This is a genomic window from Comamonas sp. 4034 (assembly GCF_050434545.1).
Lineage (GTDB): Bacteria > Pseudomonadota > Gammaproteobacteria > Burkholderiales > Burkholderiaceae_C > Comamonas > Comamonas odontotermitis.
In genome coordinates, this window is sequence record NZ_JBNDIT010000019.1 from 1 (window position 1) to 24459 (window position 24459).

Here is a 24459-nt window from a genome sequence, read left to right on the forward strand (position 1 = left end):
GCTCCTATCGCTATGGAAGAAGGTCTGCGCTTCGCTATCCGCGAAGGTGGCCGTACCGTTGGCGCTGGCGTGGTTGCCAAGATCATTGCGTAATCTTTGAGATCGTAGGGGTATAGCTCAATTGGCAGAGCGTCGGTCTCCAAAACCGAAGGTTGTAGGTTCGATTCCTACTGCCCCTGCCACTGAATAAGTGGAAAACCAAGCCCGCCAGACCATGGCGGGCTTCGGCGTCTTGAATGATGCCTATTTTTAAATCTGATTGTCGACATGGCTGCTACACAAGTTGAAACTGTTAGTTCTGGTGCGGACAAGCTCAAGCTGTTTGCCGTGGCAGTATTGGTCATTGCTGGTATTGCAGGTTTCTATCTGCTCTCCAAGCAAGGCTCGGTGGTGCAATGGGCTGTGTTGCTGGTGGGCTTGATTGCTGCTGCTGCAGTGTTCTTGGTGTCTGAGCCGGGTAAGCAGTTTGTTGGTTTTGCCAAGGATTCGTGGCGCGAAGTCAAGAAGGTTGTCTGGCCTTCGCGCAAAGAGACATTGCAGATGACGGCTTACGTGTTTGCGTTTGTTGTCGTCATGTCTTTGTTCTTGTGGATGACTGATAAAACGCTGGAGTGGGTTCTTTACGACCTGGTTCTGGGCTGGAGGAAGTAATGTCGAACGCAGACGAAACAATGAATACAGGCGCCGAGGCGCCTATCGGCGCTGTTAATCCAGATCTGCGTTGGTATATCGTTCACGCCTACTCGGGAATGGAAAAGGCGGTGGAGCGCAATATCCAGGAGCGCATCAATCGCTCGGACATGCAAAGCAAGTTTGGTCGCATCCTTGTGCCGACCGAAGAAGTGGTGGAAGTGCGTAATGGTCAGAAGAAGACCACGGAGCGCCGCCTGTTTCCGGGCTATGTGTTCGTTGAAATGGTGATGGATGACGACACCTGGCACTTGGTGAAGCACACCAGCAAGGTGACCGGCTTTGTGGGTGGTGCCAAGAATCGCCCGGCACCGATCTCTGAAGCGGAAGTGCAGAAGATCGTTCACCAGATGGAAGAGGGCTCCGAGAAGCCTCGTCACAAGATCGAGTTCATCGTTGGTGAACTGATCCGAGTGAAAGAGGGCCCTTTCACCGATTTCAATGGAACTGTGGAAGAAGTAAACTACGAAAAGAGTCGACTTCGCGTTTCTGTTATGATATTCGGCCGCTCAACTCCTGTTGAGCTCGAATTTGGTCAGGTTGAGAAGACGTAAGTCTTTTTTATTGAAAACCTGATTTCTTTTCAAGCACTTACGGACTCGGTGCCTAAACAGAGTCTTAACCCCGGGGAGCCTGTGCGATTGTTGTGCAGGCGTTTGTACCCGCAAGGAGCTAAAAATGGCAAAGAAAATTGTCGGCTTCATCAAGCTGCAAGTACCAGCTGGTAAGGCCAATCCATCGCCACCTATCGGTCCCGCACTGGGTCAGCGTGGTTTGAACATCATGGAATTCTGCAAGGCGTTCAACGCCCAGACCCAAGGTGTTGAACCAGGTCTGCCACTGCCTGTGGTGATCACCGCTTTTGCGGACAAGAGCTTCACCTTCGTGATCAAGACCCCACCTGCAACGGTGCTGATCAAGAAGGCTATCAAGCTGGACAAGGGTTCGTCCAATCCTCTGGCTAACAAGGTTGGCAAGATCACCCGCGCTCAGCTGGAAGAGATCGCCAAGACCAAGCTGAAGGACATGAACGCCGCTGATGTGGACGCAGCTGTGCGTACGCTGGCTGGTTCTGCCCGTTCCATGGGCGTTACGGTGGAGGGCCTCTGAGATGGCAAAGTTGACCAAGAAGCAAAAAGCCCTGCAAGGCAAGGTGGACACCACCAAGCTGTACGCATTCGCTGATGCAGTCGCTCTCGTCAAGGAAGCTGCGACGGCCAAGTTTGATGAATCCATCGACGTGGCAATTCAGTTGGGCGTGGATGCCAAGAAGTCGGACCAAGTGGTGCGTGGCGCCGTGGTGCTGCCTCATGGTACTGGCAAGACCACTCGCGTTGCCGTGTTTGCACAAGGCGCCAAGGCTGAAGAAGCCAAGGCTGCAGGTGCTGACGTGGTGGGTATGGACGACCTGGCTGCAGAAGTCAAGGCCGGCAACATGCCTTTCGACGTGGTGATCGCTGCTCCTGACGCCATGCGCGTTGTGGGTACCCTGGGTCAGATCCTGGGCCCACGTGGCCTGATGCCTAACCCCAAGGTTGGCACGGTGACCCCTGATGTTGCAACGGCTGTGAAGAACGCCAAGGCTGGTCAGGTGCAGTTCCGCGTTGACAAGGCTGGTATCGTTCACTCGACCATTGGCCGCCGTTCGTTCGAGAACGACAAGCTGCAAGGCAATCTGGCTGCACTGGTTGATGCTCTGAACAAGGCCAAGCCTGCTTCGAGCAAGGGCCTGTACCTGCGCAAGGTGGCGGTGTCGTCCACGATGGGTGTGGGCGTCCGTGTTGACGCACAAACCATCGCAGCGTAATTGCTAAAAAATCGTCAGACTGGCGCTTGGCGCCCGTCTGGTGTGGTGGGCTGCTATGGATTTTGAATAAATTTCCATGGTGGGCCATCCAAGACCGTTGGTGTGATGCAAGATCACTTAAATCCCTGGCCAACGCAGATGGCGATCCCGCTGCAGATGGATGAATTTCCAAAACAGTTGGTCGCTGCAACAAGAGCGCGCATGAGGGGCTTGCCCCGATTTGCGCATTTGAAGGAGTAGACCTTGAGTCTGAATCGCAGTGAGAAAGAAGCGGTCATCAATGAAGTGACCAGCCTCGCCGCTAAAGCTCAAACGCTTGTGTTCGCGGAATACCGCGGCATCACGGTCGCTGACATGACGAAGCTGCGTGTGGAAGCACGCAAGCAAGGCGTGACGCTGAGTGTTCTGAAGAACACCCTGGCTCGTCGCGCTGTTGCTGGCAGCAGCTTTGAAGTGGTGGCTGACCAGATGACCGGCCCGCTGATCTACGGTTTCTCTGAAGATGCAATCGCCGCTGCCAAAGTGGTGGCCGATTTCGCGAAGACCAACGACAAGTTGGTGATTCGCGGTGGTGCATTCGAAGGAAAGGCGTTGGACGCTAACAGCGTTAAGCAACTGGCAAGCGTGCCTTCCAAGGAAGTGCTGCTGGCCCAATTGTGTGGCTTGCTCATGTCGCCAATCTCGCGTACCGCCGTTGTGCTGGGCGCGCTGGCGGCCAAAAAGGGCGAAGGCGCCGAAGTTGCTGCAGCTTAAGCGCGGCAAAACCAACCGAAATTTTTAGGAAATCAAAATGGCATTCGATAAAGACGCATTCCTGACCGCCCTGGACAGCATGACTGTTCTGGAACTGAACGACCTGGTCAAGGCAATTGAAGAGAAGTTTGGCGTGAGCGCTGCTGCTATGGCCGCTCCTGCTGCTGGTGGTGGTGGCGGTGCTGCTGCTGCTGAAGAAAAGACCGAGTTCAACCTGGTGCTGGCTGAAGCTGGTTCCAACAAGGTTGGCGTGATCAAGGCCGTGCGTGAAATCACCGGTCTGGGTCTGAAGGAAGCCAAGGACATGGTCGACGGCGCTCCTAAGGTTCTGAAGGAAGCTATGCCTAAGGCTGACGCCGAAGCTGCTGCCAAGAAGCTGACCGAGGCTGGTGCAAAGGCCGAACTCAAGTAATTGAGGGCTTTTTCAAGGCTGGAGTACCCGAAAAGGTGCTCCAGCCTTTGGTGCTTCTGGAAAAGCCTTTGTACAGAGGCCACCACAAAACATTCTGATCAGATTGTTTTGTAGTGTTTTCTAACATCCGACACTAGAAAACCCCTTGGTTCGGGTGGTGTGCAATGCACCACCGTCTGCCATGGTTGGTAGTGGCCAACCCGCCAAGCTGCAGCCCCTTTGAGGGGTTTGTCGTCGAAGACCCAGGACTCATGTCTTTGCCCGGAGATCTCATGGCCTATTCTTACACCGAACGCAAGCGAATTCGCAAAAGTTTCGGCAGCCGCGATAGCGTGCTCGAAGTGCCTTACCTGTTGCAAATGCAAAAAGATGCTTATACGGCATTCTTGCAATCAGGCACGGCCCCCAAAAAACGTACTGACGAAGGCCTGCAAGCGGCTTTCACTTCTGCCTTCCCGATTGTCTCCCACAACGGCTTCGTGGAAATGAAGTTTGTGGAGTACAACCTGGCCAAGCCAGCGTTTGACGTGCGCGAATGCCAGACCCGTGGTCTGACCTTCTCCTCGGCTGTGCGTGCCAAGGTGCAATTGATCATTTACGACCGTGAGTCCTCCACGCCGCAGTCCAAGGTGGTCAAGGAAGTGAAGGAGCAGGAAGTCTACATGGGCGAAGTGCCCCTGATGACCGACAAGGGCTCGTTCATTGTCAACGGTACCGAGCGTGTGATCGTCTCGCAGCTGCATCGCTCGCCAGGCGTGTTCTTCGAACACGACAAGGGCAAGACCCACAGCTCGGGCAAGCTGCTGTTCTCGGCGCGCATCATCCCTTACCGCGGTTCGTGGCTCGACTTCGAGTTCGATCCCAAGGACCTGCTGTACTTCCGCGTGGACCGTCGCCGCAAGATGCCGGTGTCGATCCTGCTGAAGGCCATTGGCATGACGCCTGAGTCGATCCTGGCGACCTTCTACGAAAACGACAATTTCCGTCTGATGGATAGCGGCGCGCAAATGGAGTTTGTGGCCGACCGTCTGAAGGGTGAAGTTGCGCGTTTCGACATCACCGACAAATCGGGCAAGGTGGTGGTGGCGAAGGACAAGCGCATCACCGCGCGCCACACCCGCGAACTGGAACAATCGGGCACCCAATTTGTCAGCGTGCCAGAAGACTTCCTGCTCGGTCGCGTGGTTGCCAAGAACATCGTTGACCCCGATACCGGCGAGATCATTGCCAAGGCCAACGAAGAGCTGACCGAAGCGCTGCTCAAGAAGCTGCGCAGCGCCGGCATCAAGGATCTGCCTTGCATCTACACGAATGAGCTGAGCCACGGCGCCTACATTTCGCAGACGCTGCGTACCGACGAAACCGTGGACGAGTTCGCTGCCCGCGTAGCCATCTATCGCATGATGCGCCCCGGCGAGCCGCCAACGGAAGATGCGGTGCAGGCGCTGTTCCAGCGTTTGTTCTACAACGAGGACACGTACGACCTGTCGCGCGTGGGCCGCATGAAGTTCAACGCCAAGATCGGTCGCAATACGCCGACGGGCCCGATGGTGCTGTCCAACGAAGACATCCTGGAAGTTGTGAAGATTCTGGTGGATCTGCGCAACGGCAATGGCGAAGTCGACGACATCGACCACCTGGGCAACCGTCGCGTGCGCTGCGTGGGTGAGCTGGCCGAAAACCAGTTCCGCACCGGTCTGGCGCGTATCGAGAAGGCTGTGAAGGAGCGTCTGGGCCAGGCAGAGCAAGAGCCTCTGATGCCTCACGACCTGATCAACAGCAAGCCGATTTCGGCTGCGCTGAAGGAATTCTTCGGCGCTTCGCAGCTGTCGCAGTTCATGGACCAGACCAACCCGCTGGCAGAAATCACGCACAAGCGTCGTGTTTCCGCTCTGGGCCCAGGCGGTCTGACCCGCGAGCGTGCAGGCTTTGAAGTGCGTGACGTGCACGTGACCCACTATGGCCGCGTCTGCCCGATCGAAACGCCTGAAGGTCCGAACATCGGCCTGATCAACTCGCTGGCCCTGTACGCTCGCCTGAACGAATACGGCTTCATCGAAACGCCATACCGCCGCGTGGTGGACGGCAAGGTCACGAACGAGATCGATTACCTGTCTGCCATCGAAGAAGGCAAGTATGTGATCGCTCAGGCCAATGCCGAGCTGGACAAGGACGGTCGCCTGACGGGTGACCTGGTGTCTGCCCGTGAGAACGGGGATTCGACCCTGCTGTCGGCCGAGCGCGTGCAGTACATGGACGTGTCGCCTGCGCAGATCGTGTCGGTGGCTGCCTCGCTGATTCCTTTCCTGGAACACGATGACGCGAACCGCGCGTTGATGGGTGCCAACATGTCGCGCCAGGCCGTGCCTGTGCTGCGTCCTGAAAAGCCCATGGTCGGTACCGGTATCGAGCGCGTCGCTGCCGTGGACTCGGGTACGGTAGTGACCGCTACCCGTGGCGGTATCGTTGACTACGTGGATGCGACCCGTATCGTGATCCGCGTGAACGACGAAGAAGCGGTGGCCGGTGAAGTGGGTGTGGACATCTACAACCTCATCAAGTACCAGCGCTCCAACCAGAACACCAACATTCACCAGCGCCCTGTCGTCAAGCGTGGTGACACGCTGGCCAAGGGCGATGTGATCGCCGATGGTGCATCGACCGACCTGGGCGAAATCGCCATTGGTCAGAACATGCTGATCGCGTTCATGACCTGGAACGGCTACAACTTCGAAGACTCGATCCTGATCTCCGAACGCGTGGTTGCAGAAGACCGCTATACCTCGATCCACATTGAAGAACTCGTGGTGATGGCTCGCGATACCAAGTTGGGTGCCGAAGAAATCACGCGCGACATTCCGAACCTGTCCGAGCAGCAACTCAACCGCCTCGACGAGTCCGGCATCATTTACGTGGGTGCAGAAGTACAGCCTGGCGATGTGCTGGTGGGCAAGGTCACGCCAAAGGGCGAGACCACGCTGACGCCTGAAGAGAAGCTGCTGCGCGCCATCTTCGGCGAGAAGGCATCCGATGTGAAGGACACCTCACTGCGTGTGGATCAGGGCTCGCAAGGTACCGTGATCGACGTGCAGGTCTTCACCCGTGAAGGCATCCAGCGCGACAAGCGTGCTCAGCAGATCATCGACGATGAACTCAAGCGCTTCCGTCTGGACCTGAACGACCAGTTGCGTATCGTTGAAGCCGACGCGTTTGATCGTATTGCCAAGCTGCTGAACGGCCGCGTGGCCAACGGTGGTCCGCAAAAGCTGGCCAAGGGCACGAAGATCGACAAGGCGTATCTCGACAGCGTGGAGAAATTCCACTGGTTCGACATTCGCCCAGCCGAAGACGACGTGGCTGCACAGCTGGAGTCCATCAAGAACTCCATCGAGCAGCAGCGCCATAACTTCGACCTGGCGTTCGAAGAAAAGCGCAAGAAGCTCACGCAAGGTGATGAGCTGCCTGCCGGCGTGCTCAAGATGGTCAAGGTGTACCTGGCCGTCAAGCGCCGCCTGCAGCCAGGCGACAAGATGGCCGGCCGCCACGGTAACAAGGGTGTGGTCTCCAAGATCGTGCCGGTGGAAGACATGCCATTCATGGCAGATGGCACCACCGCCGACATCGTGCTGAACCCGCTGGGCGTGCCATCGCGCATGAACATCGGCCAGGTGCTGGAAGTCCATCTGGGCTGGGCAGGCAAGGGTCTGGGCCAACGCATCGGCGACATGCTGCAGGCCGAAGCCCGCGCTACCGAAGTGCGCTCCTTCCTGGAAGAGGTGTACAACAGCCGCGGTCGCAAGGAAGATCTCAAGCAGCTGTCTGACGAACAGGTCATGGCCATGGCCGAAAACCTGAAGAACGGTGTGCCATTCGCAACGCCAGTGTTCGACGGTGCTTCGGAACAGGAAATCAAGGACATGCTGAAGCTGGCATACCCTGATGACATCCAGGCACGCAAGGGCCTGACCGAGCCACGCACGCAGGCTTATCTGTATGACGGCCGCACCGGTGAGCGCTTCGAGCGTCCCACCACGATCGGCTACATGCACTACCTGAAGCTGCACCATCTGGTCGACGACAAGATGCATGCCCGCTCCACCGGTCCTTACTCGCTGGTGACGCAGCAACCTCTGGGCGGCAAGGCCCAGTTCGGTGGCCAGCGTTTCGGTGAAATGGAAGTGTGGGCGCTGGAAGCTTATGGCGCCGCCTATGTGCTGCAGGAAATGCTGACCGTGAAGTCCGATGACGTGCAAGGCCGTACCAAGGTGTACGAGTCCATCGTCAAGGGCGAACACGCCATCGAAGCCGGCATGCCGGAATCGTTCAATGTTCTGGTCAAGGAAATCCGTTCCTTGGGCCTGGACATCGAACTGGAACGTTCTTAATTTGAAGGGGGTAAGAGTCTATGAAATCGCTACTCGACCTGTTCAAGCAATTCACGCCTGATGAGCATTTCGATGCCATCAAGATCGGCCTGGCTTCGCCCGAAAAGATCCGTTCGTGGTCTTTCGGTGAAGTGAAGAAGCCCGAGACCATTAACTACCGTACCTTCAAGCCAGAGCGCGACGGTCTGTTCTGCGCCAAGATCTTTGGCCCGATCAAGGACTACGAATGCCTGTGCGGCAAGTACAAGCGTCTGAAGCACCGCGGCGTGATCTGCGAGAAGTGCGGCGTTGAAGTCACCCAGACCAAGGTGCGCCGCGAACGCATGGGCCACATCGATCTGGCCGCGCCTTGCGCCCACATCTGGTTCCTGAAGTCGCTGCCTTCGCGTCTGGGCCTGGTGCTCGACATGACGCTGCGTGACATTGAGCGCGTGCTGTACTTCGAAGCGTATGTGGTGACCGACCCCGGCATGACCCCGCTGAAGAAGTTCAGCATCATGTCGGAAGACGAATACGACAAGAACGTCGAAGAGTACGGTGATGAGTTCGTTGCCAAGATGGGCGCCGAAGGTATCAAGGACCTGCTCGAAGGCATCGAAATCGATGCGGAAATCGAGCGTCTGCGCAATGACCTGACCGGCTCCGAAGTCAAGGTCAAGAAGAACGCCAAGCGCCTGAAGCTCCTGGAAGCGTTCAAGAAGTCCGGTATCAAGCCCGGCTGGATGGTGATGGAAGTGCTGCCTGTGCTGCCTCCCGATCTGCGTCCGCTGGTGCCGCTGGACGGTGGCCGCTTTGCGACCTCCGACCTGAACGACCTGTACCGCCGCGTCATCAACCGCAATTCGCGTCTGCGCCGCCTGCTGGAGCTGAAGGCTCCGGAAATCATCGCGCGCAACGAAAAGCGCATGCTGCAGGAAGCCGTCGACTCGCTGCTGGACAACGGCCGCCGTGGCAAGGCCATGACGGGCGCGAACAAGCGCGCGTTGAAGTCGCTGGCTGACATGATCAAGGGCAAGAGCGGCCGCTTCCGCCAGAATCTGCTGGGCAAGCGCGTCGACTACTCGGGTCGTTCGGTCATTACCGTGGGCCCAACGCTCAAGCTGCACCAGTGCGGCCTGCCCAAGCTGATGGCGCTGGAGCTGTTCAAGCCTTTCATCTTCGCGCAGCTCGAAGCGCGTGGCATCGCCACGACCATCAAGGCCGCCAAGAAGGAAGTGGAAACCGGCACACCGGTGGTGTGGGACATTCTGGAAGAGGTGATCCGCGAGCATCCGATCATGCTCAACCGGGCGCCTACGCTGCACCGTCTGGGTATCCAGGCGTTCGAGCCTATCTTGATTGAAGGCAAGGCTCTGCAACTGCACCCGCTGGTCTGCGCGGCTTTCAACGCCGACTTCGACGGTGACCAGATGGCTGTGCACGTTCCCCTGTCGGTGGAAGCGCAGATGGAAGCCCGCACCTTGATGCTGGCCTCCAACAACGTGCTGTTCCCCGCTTCGGGCGAGCCTTCGATCGTTCCTTCTCAGGACGTGGTGCTGGGCCTGTACCAGGCGACCCGCGAGAAGATCAACGGCAAGGGCGAAGGCATGGTGTTCGCGGATCTGGGCGAAGTGCAGCGCGCACTGGACGCCGGTGAAGCCGAGCGCGCAGCCAAGATCAGCGTGCGTCTGACCGAGTGGAGCAAGAACAAGGCCACCGGTGAGTTCGAGCCATCGACCAAGCTGGTGGAAACCACCGTTGGCCGCGCACTGCTGTCCGAGATCCTGCCCAAGGGCATGCCCTTCTCGACGATCAACAAGACGTTGAAGAAGAAGGAAATCTCCAAGCTGATCAACATCTCGTTCCGCAAGTGTGGTCTGAAGGAAACCGTGGTGTTCGCCGACAAGCTGCTGCAAAACGGCTTCCGTCTGGCAACGCGCTCCGGTATCTCGATCGCCATCGGCGACATGCTGGTGCCTCCGCAGAAGGCGGAAATCATCGGTCGCGCCGAAGCCGAGGTCAAGGAGATCGAACAGCAATACGTCTCGGGTCTGGTGACCTCGGGCGAGCGCTACAACAAGGTCGTGGACATCTGGGGCAAGGCCGGTGACGAAGTCTCCAAGGTCATGATGGCTCAGTTGGCCAAGGAAAAGGTGGTGGACCGCCATGGCAAGGAAGTCGATCAGGAATCGTTCAACGCGATTTACATGATGGCCGACTCCGGTGCCCGTGGCTCTGCTGCCCAGATCCGTCAGCTGGCTGGTATGCGTGGTCTGATGGCCAAGCCTGATGGCTCCATCATCGAGACGCCGATTACCGCGAACTTCCGCGAAGGCCTGAACGTGTTGCAGTACTTCATCTCCACGCACGGCGCCCGTAAGGGTCTGGCCGACACGGCGTTGAAGACCGCAAACTCGGGTTACCTGACCCGTCGTCTGGTGGATGTGACGCAGGATCTGGTCATCACCGAGACCGACTGCGGTACGCACAACGGCACGCTGATGCGCGCGGTTGTGGAAGGTGGTGAAGTGATCGAGTCGCTGCGCGACCGTATCCTCGGCCGTACTGCGGCTGACGAAGTGCTGCACCCCGAAACCCGCGCAGTGCTGGCCAAGGCTGGCGATCTGCTGGACGAAGACCTGATCGAAGAGCTCGAAGCTGCTGGCGTCGATGAAGTGAAGGTGCGCACGGCGCTGACCTGCGAAACGCGCTTTGGCCTGTGCGCAACCTGCTATGGCCGCGACCTGGGCCGTGGCGGCATGATCAACCTCGGCGAGGCCGTCGGTGTGATCGCTGCCCAGTCCATCGGTGAACCAGGCACGCAGCTGACCATGCGTACCTTCCACATTGGTGGTGCCGCATCGCGTGCTGCCGTGGCGTCGAGCGTGGAAGCCAAGTCCAATGGTGTGGTCGGCTTCAACGCCGCCATGCGCTACGTGACCAACAACAAGGGCGAACTGGTGGTGATTTCGCGTTCGGGCGAGATCGTGATCCAGGACGAGTATGGCCGCGAGCGCGAGCGTCACAAGCTGCCTTATGGCGCAACGCTCACCGTCAAGCCTGATCAGCAGATCAAGGCCGGTACGATCCTTGCGAACTGGGACCCACTGACCCGACCCATCATTACCGAATACGCCGGCCAGGTGAAGTTCGAGAATGTGGAAGAAGGTCTGACGGTGGCCAAGCAGGTCGACGAAGTGACCGGTCTGTCCACGCTGGTGGTGATCGATCCGAAGCACCGTGGCTCTGCCAAGGTGGTGCGTCCACAGGTCAAGCTGGCCGATGCCAATGGCCAGGAAGTCAAGATCCCTGGTACCGACCATGCAGTGACGATCGGCTTCCAAGTCGGCGCTCTGTTGCAGGTGCGTGATGGCCAGGAAGTGGGCCCCGGCGAAGTGCTGGCACGTATCCCGATGGAAGGCCAGAAGACCCGCGACATTACCGGTGGTCTGCCACGCGTGGCCGAGCTGTTCGAGGCCCGTACGCCGAAGGACAAGGGTGCGCTGGCAGAAATGACCGGCACCATCTCCTACGGCAAGGAAACCAAGGGCAAGGTGCGCCTGCAGATCACCGATCTGGAAGGCAAGGTCTGGGAAGAGCTGGTTCCGAAGGAACGCAACATCCTGGTGCACGAAGGTCAGGTGGTGAACAAGGGCGAACTGATCGTCGATGGTCCAGCCGATCCGCAGGACATCCTGCGTCTGCTGGGCATCGAAGAGCTGTCGCGCTACATCGTTGACGAAGTGCAGGATGTGTACCGTCTGCAGGGTGTGAAGATCAATGACAAGCACATCGAGGTGATCGTTCGCCAGATGCTGCGCCGCGTCGTGATCGAAGCCCCAGGCGATACCACCTACATCCAGGGCGAGCAGGTGGAGCGTTCCGAGGTGCTCAACACCAACGAAGCAGCGCAGCGCGATGGCAAGATCCCTGCAACGTATTCGAACGTGTTGCTGGGTATCACCAAGGCTTCGTTGTCGACCGACTCCTTCATCTCGGCCGCTTCCTTCCAGGAAACGACCCGCGTGCTGACCGAGGCTGCCATCATGGGCAAGCGCGACGAGCTGCGTGGCCTGAAGGAAAACGTCATCGTGGGTCGCCTGATCCCTGCCGGTACCGGTCTGGCTTACCACCAGGCTCGCAAGGCCAAGGACGAGATGGACGAGGCCGAGCGCCGCGCCATCGCCGATGCGGAAGCTGCTGAGCTGGCTGCTGCGTCGGAAGAAGTCACGGCTTCTACCGATGGCGCTGCTGCAGACCCTGCAGCGGACTAAGGCGTCAAACATCTGGCAGGCGCAGCCTGCCAGATGCGGATCCCGGAAGACCCGTAATTTCGCGCAGCGGAGTTACGGGTTTTTTATGTTTTATGCGCATGACGCATGTCCGGAATCCATCCGGACTATTCAATAATCAGCAATTTCACGGGCAGATGGCAGCTTGCATCTGTTCCTTTATGGCATGAACCAGGCATCTCGCAAACCCCATCCCTCCCGTGCTGCAGACGCATCGACCCAGGGCCCCAGCTTGGCAGAGCAACTGGTGGCGGTGGCTCGCGCCTTGCAGGACGTGCGCCAGGGGCAGTCAGCCCGGGCTGTGCTCGCGGGCGTGGACGCACCTTTGCGTGCGGGCGTGCAGGCCTTGCTGATGGATGTACTGCGCGTATTGGGCACAGCCGAGGCAGTGCGCACCGAACTGGCTGCACGCAAGCCAGCGGCTGCAGCCGATGCACTGCTGTGCACTGCGCTGGCGCTCCTGCTGCCTGATACGCCACGCTATGACGGATTTACACTGGTGAACCAGGCGGTTGAAGCGGCGAAAAAACGTTCGGCCACCAGATCGCAATCGAATTTCATCAATGGCTGCCTGCGCACCTTTCTGCGAGAAAGAGACGATCTGCTCGGTGCCGTTGCTGCGGACCCGATCGCAAGATACAACCATCCGCAATGGTGGCTGGAGCGCCTGAAAAAAGACTATCCCAAGGACTGGCAGGCCATCATCACCGCCAACAACTCCCAGGCACCGATGGCATTGCGCGTCAACCTGCAGCGCAGCAGTCGGCCGAATTATCTGTCGCTGCTGGAGCAAGCCGGTGTCGCTGCGGTTGCAGGGGTGGGCGAAGCAGGCATCATTCTGGCCAAGGCCGTACCGGTGGAGTACTTGCCGCATTTTGCGGATGGCTGGGTATCGGTGCAAGACAGTGCAGCACAAATGGCCGCACCACTGCTGCTGAGCGGCCTGCTGCCGCTTGATGGCGCAACGCTGCACGTGCTCGACGCCTGTGCCGCGCCAGGCGGCAAGACGGCGCATCTGCTGGAATCCGCGCCAACGCCGAAGAGTTTGGATGTCGTGGCGCTGGAGATAGATGCAAAGCGCGCGGAGCGCATTGACGGCACCTTGCAGCGTCTGGGCCTGGCCGCCGATGTGGTGGTCGCCAGTGCTGAAGATGTGGCAACCTGGCTGCCTGTGGTACAGGCGCGCCATGGTGTGCAACAGTTTGATGCCATTTTGCTGGATGCACCGTGCTCTGCTTCGGGCATTGTGCGCCGCCAGCCGGATGTGCGCTGGCTGCGCCGCAGTGGTGATATTGCGCAGTTGGCGACCATCCAGCGCCAGTTGCTCGATGCACTGTGGCCGCTGGTGGCACCGGGTGGACGGCTGCTGTATTGCACTTGCTCGGTGTTTCGCGAAGAAGGGGAAGACCAGATCGTGCGTTTCCTGCAGACCTGGCCAGAGGCCAAGCGCCTCACTGCGCCGGGGCATTTGTTGCCACAGCATTGGAATGCGGTGGACAATAGCTCGGGCATGCTCGCGCAAGACCATGATGGTTTCTACTACGCGCTGTTGCACAAGCCCCTGCGTTAAGCCCCTATGCGATTCATTCAACACCTTTTTCTGACGCTGATGCTGTGCTTTGCCACAGCCGCGCCAGGCATGGCGGCAGAGGCGGAGAAAAAGGTGGAGATGCAGTTGGTGCGCAATGCGGAAGGTGCATTTGCATCCGTTGCGCTGCAGTTTGCATTGCCCGAACAGATCGAAGACGCACTCTACAAGGGCGTGGCCCTGTATTTTGTGGAAGAGGCCGAAATCATCTCCGAGCGCTGGTACTGGCGTGACAAGACCGTGCAGAAGGCAGCCCGCTACTTGCGCCTGAGCTACCAACCTCTCACGCGCCGCTGGCGCCTGCATGTCTCCAGCAGCCCGCTCAACGAAGCTGGCATGGCGGCTTCGTTGGGCCAGAGCTTCGAGACGATGGATGAGGCGCTGGCCATCGTCAAGCGTGTGAGGAGCTGGAAGATTGCCGATGCTGCAGACCTGTCGGACAGCGCCGATTATCTGGTCAAGTTCAGTTTCCGGCTCGACAGCTCTCTGCTGCCACGCATCTTTCAGTTTGCTCCCTTTGGCAACAGTGGTCTCAATCTGCAGATCAGGAGCCAGCTTCCGCTGCCCGAGGCAAGCACGCCATGAAGATCGAGAAAAGCTCGTCGATGCGTGTGGCCCATAGGCCCAGCCGGGCCCGCTGGCCGGTGATTGTCGGGTTGATGGCGATGATCGGCATTGGTCTGGTGCTGCTGTTCCTGCTATCGCTGGCCACCAACAATCGCATGCTCTACGAGCGATATTTTGGCGTGTTGCTGGGCATCAATATTGGGGTGGCGGGCCTTCTGGGCCTGGTAGTGCTGTGGGGCGTGGGCAGCCTGATGCGTCGCCTGATGGCCAAGCGCTTTGGCAGCAAGCTGCTGCTCAAGCTCGCGGCCACATTTGCTCTCGTGGGCGTGTTGCCGGGCGTGGTGATTTATTTTGTGTCCTACCAGTTTGTTTCGCGCTCGATCGAAAGCTGGTTTGATGTGAAGGTGGAGGGTGCGCTGGACGCGGGGGTGAATCTGGCGCGCATCACGCTCGACACGACTGCCAACGCCATGGCCGACAGGACGCGCACCGCAAGTTCGCAATTGTCCCAGGTGTCTGACGCCGCAGCGGGCCTGGTGCTTGAGCGCATCAAAGACCAATTGGGCGCCGATGATGTCGTGCTCTGGTCTGCCAGCGGGCAGGCGGTTGCCAGCACCGGCCAATCGCGCTTCGTGCTCAATCCCGAAAAGCCTTCGTCAGCCTTGCTGCGCACGGCAGGCCAACAGCAGCGCGCTTTTCAGATCGATGGGCTTGACGATCTGGCCGACATCAACGGCGTCATCAAGGGAGACGCATCCAAAGTCAGGGTCAAGACCCTGGTGCAGGTGGCCAACGGCGACCTGGGCGTGATCCCCGATGGCCGATTTCTGCAGGCCACGATGGTGCTGCCGTCTGCGCTGGTGACCAATGCCATCAAGGTGCAGGAGGCCAACCGCGAATACCAGGAGCGTGCCCTGGCGCGCGACAGCCTGCGCCGCATGTACATCGGTACCTTGACCCTGGCGCTGTTCCTGGCGGTATTTGGCGCGGTGGTACTGGCAGCCCTCTTGGGCAACCAGTTGGTGCGGCCACTTCTGGTATTGGCCGAGGGAGTGCGTGAAGTGGCTGCCGGCAATCTTCGGCCCAAACCGGTGTTGCCGACCAAGGACGAACTCAGCGGTCTCACTCGGTCGTTTGCCGAGATGACGCAGCAACTGCTGGATGCACGCCGTGCGGTCGAGCGGGGCATGCGCCAGACCGACGAAGCGCGGCAAAGCCTGCAGACGATTCTGGACAATCTGACGGCCGGGGTGATCGTGCTCGATACCGATGGCGTCATTCGCTCCACCAATCCGGGTGCGACCCGCATCCTGCGCGCGCCCCTGGCCGCCTACGAAGGCAAGCCGCTGCGCGACATGCCGGGGCTTGAGGCCTTTGCGAATGAAGTGGCCCAGCAGTTTCAGCGCCTGCATGATGCGACCAGTGAACACTACCTGGACCATTGGCAGCAATCGTTCGAACTGCACGGCGACAGCCACCTGCCCAACCAGAACAGCATCAACCTGATTGCCCGGGGGGCCACCTTGCCGGACAACCGCCGCTTGCTGGTGTTCGACGATATCTCCGAGATCGTCTCCGCCCAACGCGCGCAGGCCTGGGGTGAAGTGGCGCGCCGGCTGGCGCACGAGATCAAGAACCCGCTCACTCCGATCCAGCTATCTGCCGAGCGGCTTGAGATGAAACTGGGCAACAAGCTCGAAGGTGCCGACCAGGCAGTCTTGAAGAAATCCGTGACCACGATCGTGGACCAGGTCGATGCCATGAAGCGCCTGGTCAATGAATTTCGCGACTATGCCCGCCTGCCTGCGGCCATGCTGCAAGGACTGGATCTCAATGCCTTGATCCACGATGTGCTGCACTTGTATGGCGAGGAAAATGCCGTTATACCTATTGAGGCCGACCTTGATGGAGCCGCACCACGTATCCTCGGGGATGCGCAGCAGCTGCGACAGGTAATTCATAACCTGCTGCAAAATGCACAGGATGCGACCGAGCAAGCGTGGGCCGGAAAGAGCGAGCCTGCGCCCGCGGTGCGGATTTCTACCCGCCATGCGAGCAATAACAAGCGCGTTCGTTTGACAATTGCTGACTTCGGTTGCGGCTTTCCCGAACATATATTACAAAAGGCATTTGAGCCTTATGTCACGACCAAGCCGAGAGGGACTGGCTTGGGGTTGGCCGTGGTCAAGAAAATTGCAGATGAGCATGGTGCTCGTATAGAAATCTCAAACAAGACTGAGGGAGGAAAAATCCTGGGTGCCCAAGTGTCGCTATCATTCGCTATTGAAGAAGCAATGGCAATTTGAGCACTCTTTGCACTGGCAGCACTGGATTTTCAAGAAGATATGGCAAATATTCTGGTTGTCGATGACGAATTGGGAATTCGAGATCTCCTGTCGGAGATCCTGAACGACGAAGGGCACAGCGTGGATGTGGCGGAGAACGCCACCCAGGCGCGCGGATGCCGTGGTGAAAATCAGTATGACTTGGTGCTGCTGGATATCTGGATGCCCGACACCGACGGCGTCTCGCTGCTCAAGGAATGGTCGATGACCGGGCTGCTGACCATGCCCGTCATCATGATGAGCGGGCACGCGACCATCGACACCGCCGTGGAAGCAACGCGCATTGGCGCGTTTTCGTTTCTGGAAAAACCCATCACCATGCAAAAACTGCTCAAGGCCGTGGAGCAGGGCTTGCAGCGCAATGTGCCAGCGCCCACTGCAGCACCGGTCGCTGTGGCAGGCAAGCCGGTGGTGGCCAGTTATGCCGCTGGCTCCTACGTAGCGCCGGTGGCGGCTATCGCCACCGTGGCTGCGGTGGTGGATGCCATGCCCAATGCGCACCAGGGCTTTGATCTGGATCGTCCACTGCGCGAAGCGCGCGACGGCTTCGAGAAGGCTTACTTCGAATTCCATCTGGCACGCGAAGGAGGCTCGATGACCCGCGTGGCCGAGAAGACTGGCTTGGAGCGCACCCACCTGTACCGCAAGCTGCGGCAGCTGGGCGTGGACCTCACGCGCAATAAAAAGCATTAATTTCGGTTTTTCCAAAAAGGGCCGTTTTTTCACGCTATAATTCACTTCGTTGGCCCGGTAGCTCAGTTGGTAGAGCAGCGGATTGAAAATCCGCGTGTCCGTGGTTCGATTCCGCGCCAGGCCACCAGGAATCATAAGCCTCAGCATCTGCAAAGTTGCTGAGGCTTTTCTGTTTTGCCATGCGCAGTCCGACGATGCAGCGCGTGGCAGGGCCTTCAGCAGACATCCTGTTAGAGCCTGCCAGGGGCGGGTCTGCATTCTTTTTCGAGGCCATGCCTTTCTGCGTGGCACTTTCTTTTGTTCTTGCGCGCCGGGCATCGTGTAGCCGGGTCGTTTTTCTATGTCTTTCGCTTCCTCGTCTGCCTTGCTGGGCATTGATTTCGGTACCTCCAACTCGGCCATGGCATTCAAGGGGAATGCGGCGGCAGGGCCCTCGCAGCTGCTGCAGGCAGAAGGTGCGTCGCTCGCCATGCCAACGGCCGTGTTCTTCAACACCGAGGAAAACAGTACCCACTTTGGCCGCGATGCAGTGGCGCGCTATCTGGAAGGTACGGAAGGCCGCCTGATGCGTTCGCTCAAAAGCCTGTTGGGTAGCGCGCTGATGCAGGAGAAAACGGCGGTGCATGGCAAGCTGGTGGCCTACCAGGACATCGTGGCCATGTTTGTGCAGCAACTGGCAGCAACGGCAAAGCGCCAGTTGGGCATGCTGCCCGCAACGGTGGTGATGGGTCGTCCGGTGCATTTTGTCGACGACGATGCAGCGCGTGATGCGCAGGCGCAGTCCGCACTGGAGCAGGCTGCACGCGCTGCGGGCTTTGCCGATGTGCGCTTTCAGCTGGAGCCGATTGCCGCTGCACTGGATTATGAGCAGCGCATCACGCGCGAATCGGTGGTGCTGGTGGTGGACATTGGTGGCGGTACCTCGGACTTCACTGTGGTGCGGCTGGGGCCGGACCGCATGCACCATGCCGACCGCGCGGGCGATATTCTGGCCACGACCGGCGTGCACATCGGCGGCACTGATTTTGACCGGCGCCTGAGCCTGCACGCGGCCATGCCCTTGCTGGGGCTGGATCATATGGGCCCCAGCGGCCGTGAAGTGCCCAGCGGCGTGTTCCACGATCTGTCCACCTGGCATCTGATCCAGTGGCTGTACACGGCACAGCGGCTGCGCGATGCGCAGGCATTGCGCAGCAACTACCGCGATACGGTTTTGCATGACCGGTTGATGCGTGTGCTGCACGAGCATTGGGGCCACCGGCTAGCCAACGCGGTGGAAGAGGCCAAGATTGCCGTCTCCAACCAGCAAAGCGCCCAGCGCCTGGATGTGGAGTGGCTGGAAGCCGCACTCAGCCCCGAGGTGGCGCCCGCCGATCTGCAGCACTGCCTGCAGGCCTTGCTGGTGCAGGTGGCCGATTGCGCCTCGCACTGCGTGCAGCTGGCCGGGTTGCAGCAGTCGCAGATTGATGCGATTTATCTGACCGGTGGCTCATCGGCGCTGCAACCTTTGCGCGCCGCATTGGCACTGGCGTTTCCAGACACACCACAGGTCGAGGGTGATCTGTTTGGTGGTGTGGCTGCAGGCCTGGTACACGGCCAAGCCATTTGATGCTATGGATTAAATAGCTTTCTGCGCCTACTGGGCAATCACTGGCAGCCTGTTTTCTTCAAAATCAGTCTTCGCTGTCATCGTCGTCGGATTGCGCATTGCGTTTCATCTGCAGCGCAGCGTCATACAGGCTGTTGCGCGGCGCGCCGGTGATGTCGGCGGCCAGCTTGACGGCGGTCTTGGTCGGCAACTCGGCCAGCAGCAGGGCCAGCACGCGCAGAGCGTCGCCACCATCCTGCGCCACGGCCTGCGGGTGCAGCAGCACGGCAAATTCGCCTTTGCTGCGGTTGGCATCCTGCGCCAGCCAGTCACTCAGCCCAGCCGCAGGCAGGGTGGCAATTTCTTCAAACTGCTTGGTCAGCTCACGCCCCAGGGTCACGGGGCGCTCGCCCAGCACTGCCAGGGCCTGGGCCAGGTCGGCAATGCGGTGCGGTGCCTCCAGCACGATGAGGGTGCGCGCATCCTCGGCCAGTCGGGCCACGGCCTGCTGGCGCTCCTGGGCCTTGGTGGGCAGAAAGCCAATGAAGGCAAAGCCGCTGCTGGCGTGATCAGCGGCCACCGCACCTGCGGCGCTGACCAGGGCGGTGACGCTGCTGGCACCGGGCAGGGGGCTGACGCGCAGGCCTGCACGCGCCACGGCCGCTGCCAGGCGGGCGCCCGGGTCACTCACGCCGGGCGTTCCGGCATCGCTCACATAGGCGATGCGCTGGCCTTGCTGCAGGCGGGCGATGACTTGCTCGGCGGCCTCGGCCTCATTGTGTTGGTGAACTGCAATCAACTGCGTGCCCGACTTGCCAATGCCGTAGGCGCGGAGCATGCTGTGCGTGTGGCGCGTGTCTTCGCATGCAACGGCGTCCGCCATCTCCAGAACGTGCAGCGCGCGCAGGGTGATGTCGGCGAGGTTGCCGATGGGCGTGGCCACGGTATAGAGCGTGGAGGCCGGATATTGCTGCTGGCCTGCAGCTTCTTTGGCGGCTGGCAGGGCAAGGGAGAATGATGCGGACACCGTGGAAAATCCTTGAAAAATGGCGCGTGCCGGGACGCACTGCCGCGCATCCTTCAGGGGCCGATGGGGCAGCGTTTGCTGCAGTAGCCACGACGACTGTACGCGGCCAGGCGGCCGAGGATGCAGCGCTCCATTATCTCCAACAACAGGGGCTCAAGTTGCTGGCGCGCAATTTCCGCACTCCCGGTCGCGGCGGTGGCGAGATTGATCTGGTGATGCAGGAGCGCGATGGCACGGTGGTGTTTGTGGAAGTGCGCCAGCGCGGGCGGGCGGATTTTGGCGGCGCAGCCGGCAGCATTGGTGCCGCCAAGCGGCGACGCATCGTTCTGGCCGCACGCCACTATCTGGCCGCGCAACCGCGCCTGCCCGCGTGCCGCTTCGACGCGGTGCTGGTAGAGCCCGCCATCACCTGGCTGCAGGCGGCCTTTGATGCAGGCGAAGGCATTTGAGATAATTTGCTACAAAAATCAGAGCTATTGGCGCTTGATGCATATGCACCAAGGGTTCAAAATGCCATAGAGTCTGCGCAGTGCCCGGTGCCGTGCGACCGCCGTCGCCAGAAAAGGCTGTCTCCAAACTGCTTTGCGGTGCGTGAGCGACTTTGGGCGGGTTCTTCACCAGGGGGAAATCTGCCAAGGGTATCATCGGGCCTCCATGCTTGAGCAACACATCCAACAGCACTTCATCGATAGCGCCGATCTCCACTACCAGGTGTCACAGGAGATCAGCGAAAGCGTCGCCAATGCGGTTTATGCCCTTCTGGCCTGCGTGACCAGCGGCAACAAGGTGATGTGCTGCGGCAACGGCCTGTCGTGGGCACAGGCGGCGCAGTTTGCTGCCATGTGCGTGTCTGGCCTGGATCGCGAACGTCCCGAGCTGGCGGCCCTGGTGATCGATGGCGGCCCGCTGGCGCAAGCGCAGTTGGGTGGCAACCTGACTGGCGACAAGCTCGCCCAGGTGGCTGCGCGCCAGGTGCGGACCTTGGGCCAGAGTGGGGATCTGCTCCTGGTGATCAGCGTCGACGGCAATGATCGCTCCCTGCTGGCGGCGGTACAGGCCGCGCATGAGCGTGACATGTCGGCCATTGTGCTGACCGGGCGCAGCGGCGGCAATCTGGCCGGTGTGCTCAGCGAAACCGATGTGCTGGTCTGTGTACCTCACGATCGCCCTACGCGCGTGCGTGAAGTGCACCAACTGGTGCTGCACTGCATGATGGACGGAATCGATACCCAGTTGTTAGGAGAAGAGGAATGATGCCTGTGTCTTGGAAGCGAGTGACCTTGGGCCTGGTGGCAGTTGGCGCCATGGCGGCGTCCGTGTCGGGCTGTGTGCCGCTGGTGCTGGGTGGCGCTGCCGTTGGCGGCACGGTGGTGGCGATCGACCGCCGCAGCACGGGTATCCAGGTGGAGGACGAGAGCATCGAGCTGCGTGTGGCCAGTGCGATCCGCGAAAAGGCGGGCAACGACGGCCACATCAACGTGACCAGCTACAACCGCCAGGTGTTGCTGACGGGCGAGGTGCCCAATGAGGCGTACAAGCAAAAGGCCGAAGAGGCCGCCAAGGCCAGCCAGAATGTGAAGTCCGTCGTCAATGAGCTGGGCGTGATGTTCAACTCCAGCCTGTCGCAACGCTCGACGGACACCTTGATCACGGGCAAGGTCAAGGCAAGCATCGTGGATGCCAAGGATCTGTCGTCGAACTCGATCAAGGTCGTGACCGAACGCAACGTGGTGTACCTGATGGGCCGTGTGAGCGAGCGCGAATCCAAGCGTGCGGCCGAGATTGCGCGCGGGGTGAGCAATGTGCAGAAGGTGGTGCGCGTGTTCGAGGTGATCAGCGAAGACGAGCTCAAGTCGCTGAGCGTGAACCGCAGCACCGGCAATGCCGCGCCGGTGGTGAACGACGGCAGTGCAGCACCTGTCAGCACGCAGCCCGCCACCGTGGTGCCTGCCCCTGCACAAGCTCCGGCAGCCGCCAGCAGCGCCACACCGGTCAGCACCGGTGTCACGACCTCGCCGGTGACCACCACGCCAGTGCAGCCGCTCAATGACGGCTTTACCACCAAGCCCTGATGGGATGGCAGATGGCGCTGTACAGCAAAAAGGCCGCATATGCGGCCTTTTTTGCATCTGGCGCATGCTGGGTGCGCGCCAATAGCTATCATTTTTTATGGAGGCGCGCGATCAGGCTGGAGGTATCCCAGCGGTTGCCGCCCATCTGCTGCACATCGGCGTAGAACTGGTCGACCAGCGCTGTTACCGGCAGGCGCGAGCCATTGCGCTTGGCCTCGTCCAGCACCAGGCCCAGGTCCTTGCGCATCCAGTCCACGGCAAAGCCGAAGTCGAATTTGCCCTCCACCATGGTCTTGCCGCGGTTTTCCATCTGCCAGCTTTGCGCCGCGCCCTTGCTCACCACATCCAGCACCTGGGGCATGTTCAGGCCCGCATTCATGCCAAAGGCGATGGCTTCCGACAGGCCTTGCACCAGGCCGGCAATGCAGATCTGGTTGACCATCTTGGCCAACTGGCCCGAGCCGCTTTCGCCCAGGTAGGTGCATGCGCGCGAAAAGGCCATGGCCACCGGCTTGATGGTGTTGAACACCGTTTCATCGCCGCCGCACATCACCGTGAGCTGGCCATTGACGGCGCCCGCCTGCCCGCCGGAGACGGGAGCATCGATGAACTGCAGGCCCAGCGCCTGGGCCTGGGCGTAGAGTTCGCGGGCCACATCTGCCGATGCCGTGGTGTGGTCTACAAAGACGGATCCGCGCTGCATGCCGGCAAAGGCGCCATCTGCGCCGGTGGTAACCGAGCGCAGGTCATCGTCATTGCCCACGCAGCAGAACACGATATCGGCACCGGCAGCTGCCTCGCGCGGCGTGGGTGCGTGAGCCGGTGCCTTGCTGGCGGAAAATTCGGCCACCCAATCCTGGGCTTTCTTGGCGGTGCGGTTGTACACGGTGACCTGGTGGCCTGCCTGGGCGAGATGGCCAGCCATCGGGTAGCCCATGACGCCCAGGCCGATGAAGGCCACTTTCAACGAGGGGGTCGAGTCGTAGGAACGCGCTTGGATACTGCTGGGCATGGAATCTCCTGAAAAAGAAAAGGCGCGCATTGCATGGTGCATGGCAATGGCGCGCCGTGAATGCTGTGCAGCCCGCTGCGGCTGCTCTCCGCACACAGTCTAGACGATTGTGAGATGCTCGGTGCCTTCGGCCAGGTCGGTGCGCTTGGCGCGCTGGCTTCCCAGCTTGATCTGCAGGCGCAGGTCGTTGACCGAGTCGGCGTTGCGCAGCGCGTCTTCGTAGGTGATCATGTTGGCCTCATACAGGTCGAACAGCGACTGGTCAAAGGTCTGCATGCCCAGGTTGCGGCTCTTTTTCATGATCTCCTTGATCTCGCCCACCTCGCCCTTGAAGATCAGGTCCGCAATCAGCGGCGTATTCAGCATCACTTCCACGGCGGCCACGCGGCCCTTGCTGTCCTGCTTGGGTAGGAGGCGCTGCGACACCATGCCGCGCAGATTCAGCGACAGGTCCATCAGCAGCTGCGCGCGGCGCTCTTCGGGGAAGAAGTTGATGATGCGGTCCAGCGCCTGGTTGGCACTGTTGGCGTGCAGAGTCGCCAGGCACAGGTGGCCGGTTTCGGCAAAGGCCACGGCGTGCTCCATGGTCTCGCGGTCACGGATTTCACCCATCAGGATCACATCGGGCGCCTGACGCAGCGTGTTCTTCAGTGCGGCTTCCCAGCTTTCGGTGTCCAGCCCCACTTCGCGCTGGGTCACGACGCAATTCTTGTGGGGGTGGACGAATTCCACCGGGTCTTCGACCGTGATGATGTGGCCGAAGGAGTTTTCGTTGCGCCAGTCCACCATGGCGGCCAGGGTGGTGGATTTGCCTGAACCCGTGGCGCCCACCATGATGCACAGCCCGCGCTTGGCCATGGCCACGTCCTTGAGCACCTGGGGTACACCCAGGCCATCGATGGTTGGCAGGGTCAGCGGAATGGTACGCAGCACCAGGCCTACACTGCCCTGCTGCACGAAGGCGTTGACGCGGAATCGCCCGATGCCTGCGGGCGAGATCGCGAAATTGCATTCCTTGGTCTTTTCGAACTCGGCAACCTGGCGGTCGCTCATGATCGAGCGCGCGAGCGTCAGCGTATGGTTGGGCGAGAGCGGCTGACTGGATACCTTGGTGACCTTGCCGTCGATCTTGATGGCGGGCGGAAAATCGGCAGTGATGAACAAGTCACTGCCATTGCGCTGCACCATCAGCTTGAGCAAATCGTTGATGAATTTACTGGCCTGGTCCCGTTCCATGGTGATCCTCTCT

At 60.0% G+C, this 24459-nt stretch carries 19 protein-coding genes, 2 tRNA genes and 1 pseudogene; 19 read left to right on the top strand and 3 right to left on the bottom strand.

Translation table 11 applies throughout. The features are described from left to right. The 16 genes and pseudogenes from ABIE32_RS17715 to ABIE32_RS17790 all read left to right on the top strand — a co-directional run. A pseudogene (locus ABIE32_RS17715) lies at positions 1-93 on the top strand (hypothetical protein); the annotation flags it as partial. A 13-nt stretch (positions 94-106) separates the two neighbouring features. Continuing rightward, positions 107-182 (top strand) — tRNA-Trp (locus tag ABIE32_RS17720). A gap of 85 nt (positions 183-267) precedes the next feature. After that, on the top strand, positions 268-651 hold the full coding sequence (gene secE / locus ABIE32_RS17725) for a preprotein translocase subunit SecE (RefSeq protein ID WP_224151133.1): 384 nt from the start codon (positions 268-270) through the stop codon (positions 649-651). Then, positions 651-1244, top strand: coding sequence for a transcription termination/antitermination protein NusG (gene nusG / locus ABIE32_RS17730; RefSeq protein WP_224151134.1), 594 nt, complete (start codon positions 651-653; stop codon positions 1242-1244). Before secE ends, nusG begins: the two co-directional genes overlap by 1 nt. A 124-nt stretch (positions 1245-1368) precedes the next feature. Further along, complete coding sequence (rplK, locus tag ABIE32_RS17735) at positions 1369-1800, top strand: 50S ribosomal protein L11 (RefSeq protein ID WP_184710530.1); 432 nt, start codon at positions 1369-1371, stop codon at positions 1798-1800. 1 nt (position 1801) lies between these two features. Further along, positions 1802-2497, top strand: coding sequence for a 50S ribosomal protein L1 (gene rplA, locus ABIE32_RS17740; RefSeq protein WP_429018072.1), 696 nt, complete (start codon positions 1802-1804; stop codon positions 2495-2497). A 243-nt stretch (positions 2498-2740) separates the two neighbouring features. Beyond that, entirely contained in the window at positions 2741-3250 is a 510-nt protein-coding gene (gene rplJ / locus ABIE32_RS17745; protein ID WP_224151136.1) for a 50S ribosomal protein L10, read from the top strand. 37 nt (positions 3251-3287) lie between these two features. Further along, positions 3288-3662 (top strand): 50S ribosomal protein L7/L12, encoded by a 375-nt coding sequence (gene rplL / locus ABIE32_RS17750; RefSeq protein WP_224151137.1) that lies wholly within the window; start codon positions 3288-3290, stop codon positions 3660-3662. A gap of 272 nt (positions 3663-3934) precedes the next feature. After that, positions 3935-8047, top strand: coding sequence for a DNA-directed RNA polymerase subunit beta (rpoB, locus tag ABIE32_RS17755; RefSeq protein WP_224151138.1), 4113 nt, complete (start codon positions 3935-3937; stop codon positions 8045-8047). A 20-nt stretch (positions 8048-8067) separates the two neighbouring features. Next, positions 8068-12300 carry a DNA-directed RNA polymerase subunit beta' gene (rpoC, locus tag ABIE32_RS17760; protein ID WP_224151139.1) on the top strand — a complete coding sequence of 1411 codons (4233 nt, stop codon included), beginning with the start codon at positions 8068-8070 and terminating at the stop codon, positions 12298-12300. Positions 12301-12484: 184 nt separating this feature from the next. Then, positions 12485-13888: a 16S rRNA (cytosine(967)-C(5))-methyltransferase RsmB gene (rsmB, locus tag ABIE32_RS17765; RefSeq protein WP_429018075.1), complete on the top strand. Its 1404-nt coding sequence runs from the start codon at positions 12485-12487 to the stop codon at positions 13886-13888. A 6-nt stretch (positions 13889-13894) separates the two neighbouring features. Then, positions 13895-14491: a DUF4390 domain-containing protein gene (locus tag ABIE32_RS17770; protein WP_429018077.1), complete on the top strand. Its 597-nt coding sequence runs from the start codon at positions 13895-13897 to the stop codon at positions 14489-14491. After that, positions 14488-16779 carry an ATP-binding protein gene (locus ABIE32_RS17775; RefSeq protein ID WP_429018079.1) on the top strand — a complete coding sequence of 764 codons (2292 nt, stop codon included), beginning with the start codon at positions 14488-14490 and terminating at the stop codon, positions 16777-16779. The genes ABIE32_RS17770 and ABIE32_RS17775 overlap by 4 nt, the downstream gene beginning before the upstream one ends. 39 nt (positions 16780-16818) lie before the next feature. Further along, positions 16819-17511, top strand: a complete 693-nt coding sequence (locus tag ABIE32_RS17780) for a response regulator (protein WP_224151143.1) — start codon at positions 16819-16821, stop codon at positions 17509-17511. A 51-nt stretch (positions 17512-17562) separates the two neighbouring features. Further along, positions 17563-17638: transfer RNA gene (locus tag ABIE32_RS17785), tRNA-Phe, on the top strand. 213 nt (positions 17639-17851) lie between these two features. Further along, entirely contained in the window at positions 17852-19120 is a 1269-nt protein-coding gene (locus ABIE32_RS17790) for an Hsp70 family protein (RefSeq protein ID WP_429018081.1), read from the top strand. Positions 19121-19184: 64 nt separating this feature from the next. Here ABIE32_RS17790 and rsmI read toward each other — a convergent pair whose 3' ends face one another. Beyond that, complete coding sequence (gene rsmI / locus ABIE32_RS17795; protein WP_429018083.1) at positions 19185-20126, bottom strand: 16S rRNA (cytidine(1402)-2'-O)-methyltransferase; 942 nt, start codon at positions 20124-20126, stop codon at positions 19185-19187. 26 nt (positions 20127-20152) lie between these two features. Here rsmI and ABIE32_RS17800 point away from each other — a divergent pair, with 26 nt between their 5' ends. From ABIE32_RS17800 to ABIE32_RS17810, 3 genes are all read left to right on the top strand, one after another. Next, positions 20153-20575, top strand: coding sequence for a YraN family protein (locus tag ABIE32_RS17800; RefSeq protein ID WP_429018085.1), 423 nt, complete (start codon positions 20153-20155; stop codon positions 20573-20575). A gap of 205 nt (positions 20576-20780) precedes the next feature. Further along, positions 20781-21380 (top strand): SIS domain-containing protein, encoded by a 600-nt coding sequence (locus ABIE32_RS17805; RefSeq protein ID WP_224151147.1) that lies wholly within the window; start codon positions 20781-20783, stop codon positions 21378-21380. Next, complete coding sequence (locus tag ABIE32_RS17810) at positions 21380-22198, top strand: BON domain-containing protein (protein ID WP_429018146.1); 819 nt, start codon at positions 21380-21382, stop codon at positions 22196-22198. Before ABIE32_RS17805 ends, ABIE32_RS17810 begins: the two co-directional genes overlap by 1 nt. An 88-nt stretch (positions 22199-22286) precedes the next feature. On the opposite strand, the gene ABIE32_RS17815 is transcribed toward ABIE32_RS17810, so the two are convergent. Next, positions 22287-23306 carry an NAD(P)-dependent oxidoreductase gene (locus ABIE32_RS17815; RefSeq protein WP_429018087.1) on the bottom strand — a complete coding sequence of 340 codons (1020 nt, stop codon included), beginning with the start codon at positions 23304-23306 and terminating at the stop codon, positions 22287-22289. 3 nt (positions 23307-23309) lie between these two features. Further along, on the bottom strand, positions 23310-24446 hold the full coding sequence (locus tag ABIE32_RS17820) for a PilT/PilU family type 4a pilus ATPase (protein WP_224151149.1): 1137 nt from the start codon (positions 24444-24446) through the stop codon (positions 23310-23312). Positions 24447-24459 lie beyond the last annotated feature (13 nt).

What these genes read in the sequence shown, in the direction of transcription:
- secE (WP_224151133.1), top strand. Translation starts at nt 268, where the DNA reads ATGGCTGCTACACAAGTTGAAACTGTTAGTTCTGGTGCGGACAAGCTC.
- nusG (WP_224151134.1), top strand. Translation starts at nt 651, where the DNA reads ATGTCGAACGCAGACGAAACAATGAATACAGGCGCCGAGGCGCCTATC.
- rplK (WP_184710530.1), top strand. Translation starts at nt 1,369, where the DNA reads ATGGCAAAGAAAATTGTCGGCTTCATCAAGCTGCAAGTACCAGCTGGT.
- rplA (WP_429018072.1), top strand. Translation starts at nt 1,802, where the DNA reads ATGGCAAAGTTGACCAAGAAGCAAAAAGCCCTGCAAGGCAAGGTGGAC.
- rplL (WP_224151137.1), top strand. Translation starts at nt 3,288, where the DNA reads ATGGCATTCGATAAAGACGCATTCCTGACCGCCCTGGACAGCATGACT.
- rpoB (WP_224151138.1), top strand. Translation starts at nt 3,935, where the DNA reads ATGGCCTATTCTTACACCGAACGCAAGCGAATTCGCAAAAGTTTCGGC.
- rpoC (WP_224151139.1), top strand. Translation starts at nt 8,068, where the DNA reads ATGAAATCGCTACTCGACCTGTTCAAGCAATTCACGCCTGATGAGCAT.
- rsmB (WP_429018075.1), top strand. Translation starts at nt 12,485, where the DNA reads ATGAACCAGGCATCTCGCAAACCCCATCCCTCCCGTGCTGCAGACGCA.
- ABIE32_RS17770 (WP_429018077.1), top strand. Translation starts at nt 13,895, where the DNA reads ATGCGATTCATTCAACACCTTTTTCTGACGCTGATGCTGTGCTTTGCC.
- ABIE32_RS17775 (WP_429018079.1), top strand. Translation starts at nt 14,488, where the DNA reads ATGAAGATCGAGAAAAGCTCGTCGATGCGTGTGGCCCATAGGCCCAGC.
- ABIE32_RS17780 (WP_224151143.1), top strand. Translation starts at nt 16,819, where the DNA reads ATGGCAAATATTCTGGTTGTCGATGACGAATTGGGAATTCGAGATCTC.
- ABIE32_RS17790 (WP_429018081.1), top strand. Translation starts at nt 17,852, where the DNA reads ATGTCTTTCGCTTCCTCGTCTGCCTTGCTGGGCATTGATTTCGGTACC.
- ABIE32_RS17805 (WP_224151147.1), top strand. Translation starts at nt 20,781, where the DNA reads ATGCTTGAGCAACACATCCAACAGCACTTCATCGATAGCGCCGATCTC.
- ABIE32_RS17810 (WP_429018146.1), top strand. Translation starts at nt 21,380, where the DNA reads ATGCCTGTGTCTTGGAAGCGAGTGACCTTGGGCCTGGTGGCAGTTGGC.
- ABIE32_RS17820 (WP_224151149.1), bottom strand. Translation starts at nt 24,446, where the DNA reads ATGGAACGGGACCAGGCCAGTAAATTCATCAACGATTTGCTCAAGCTG.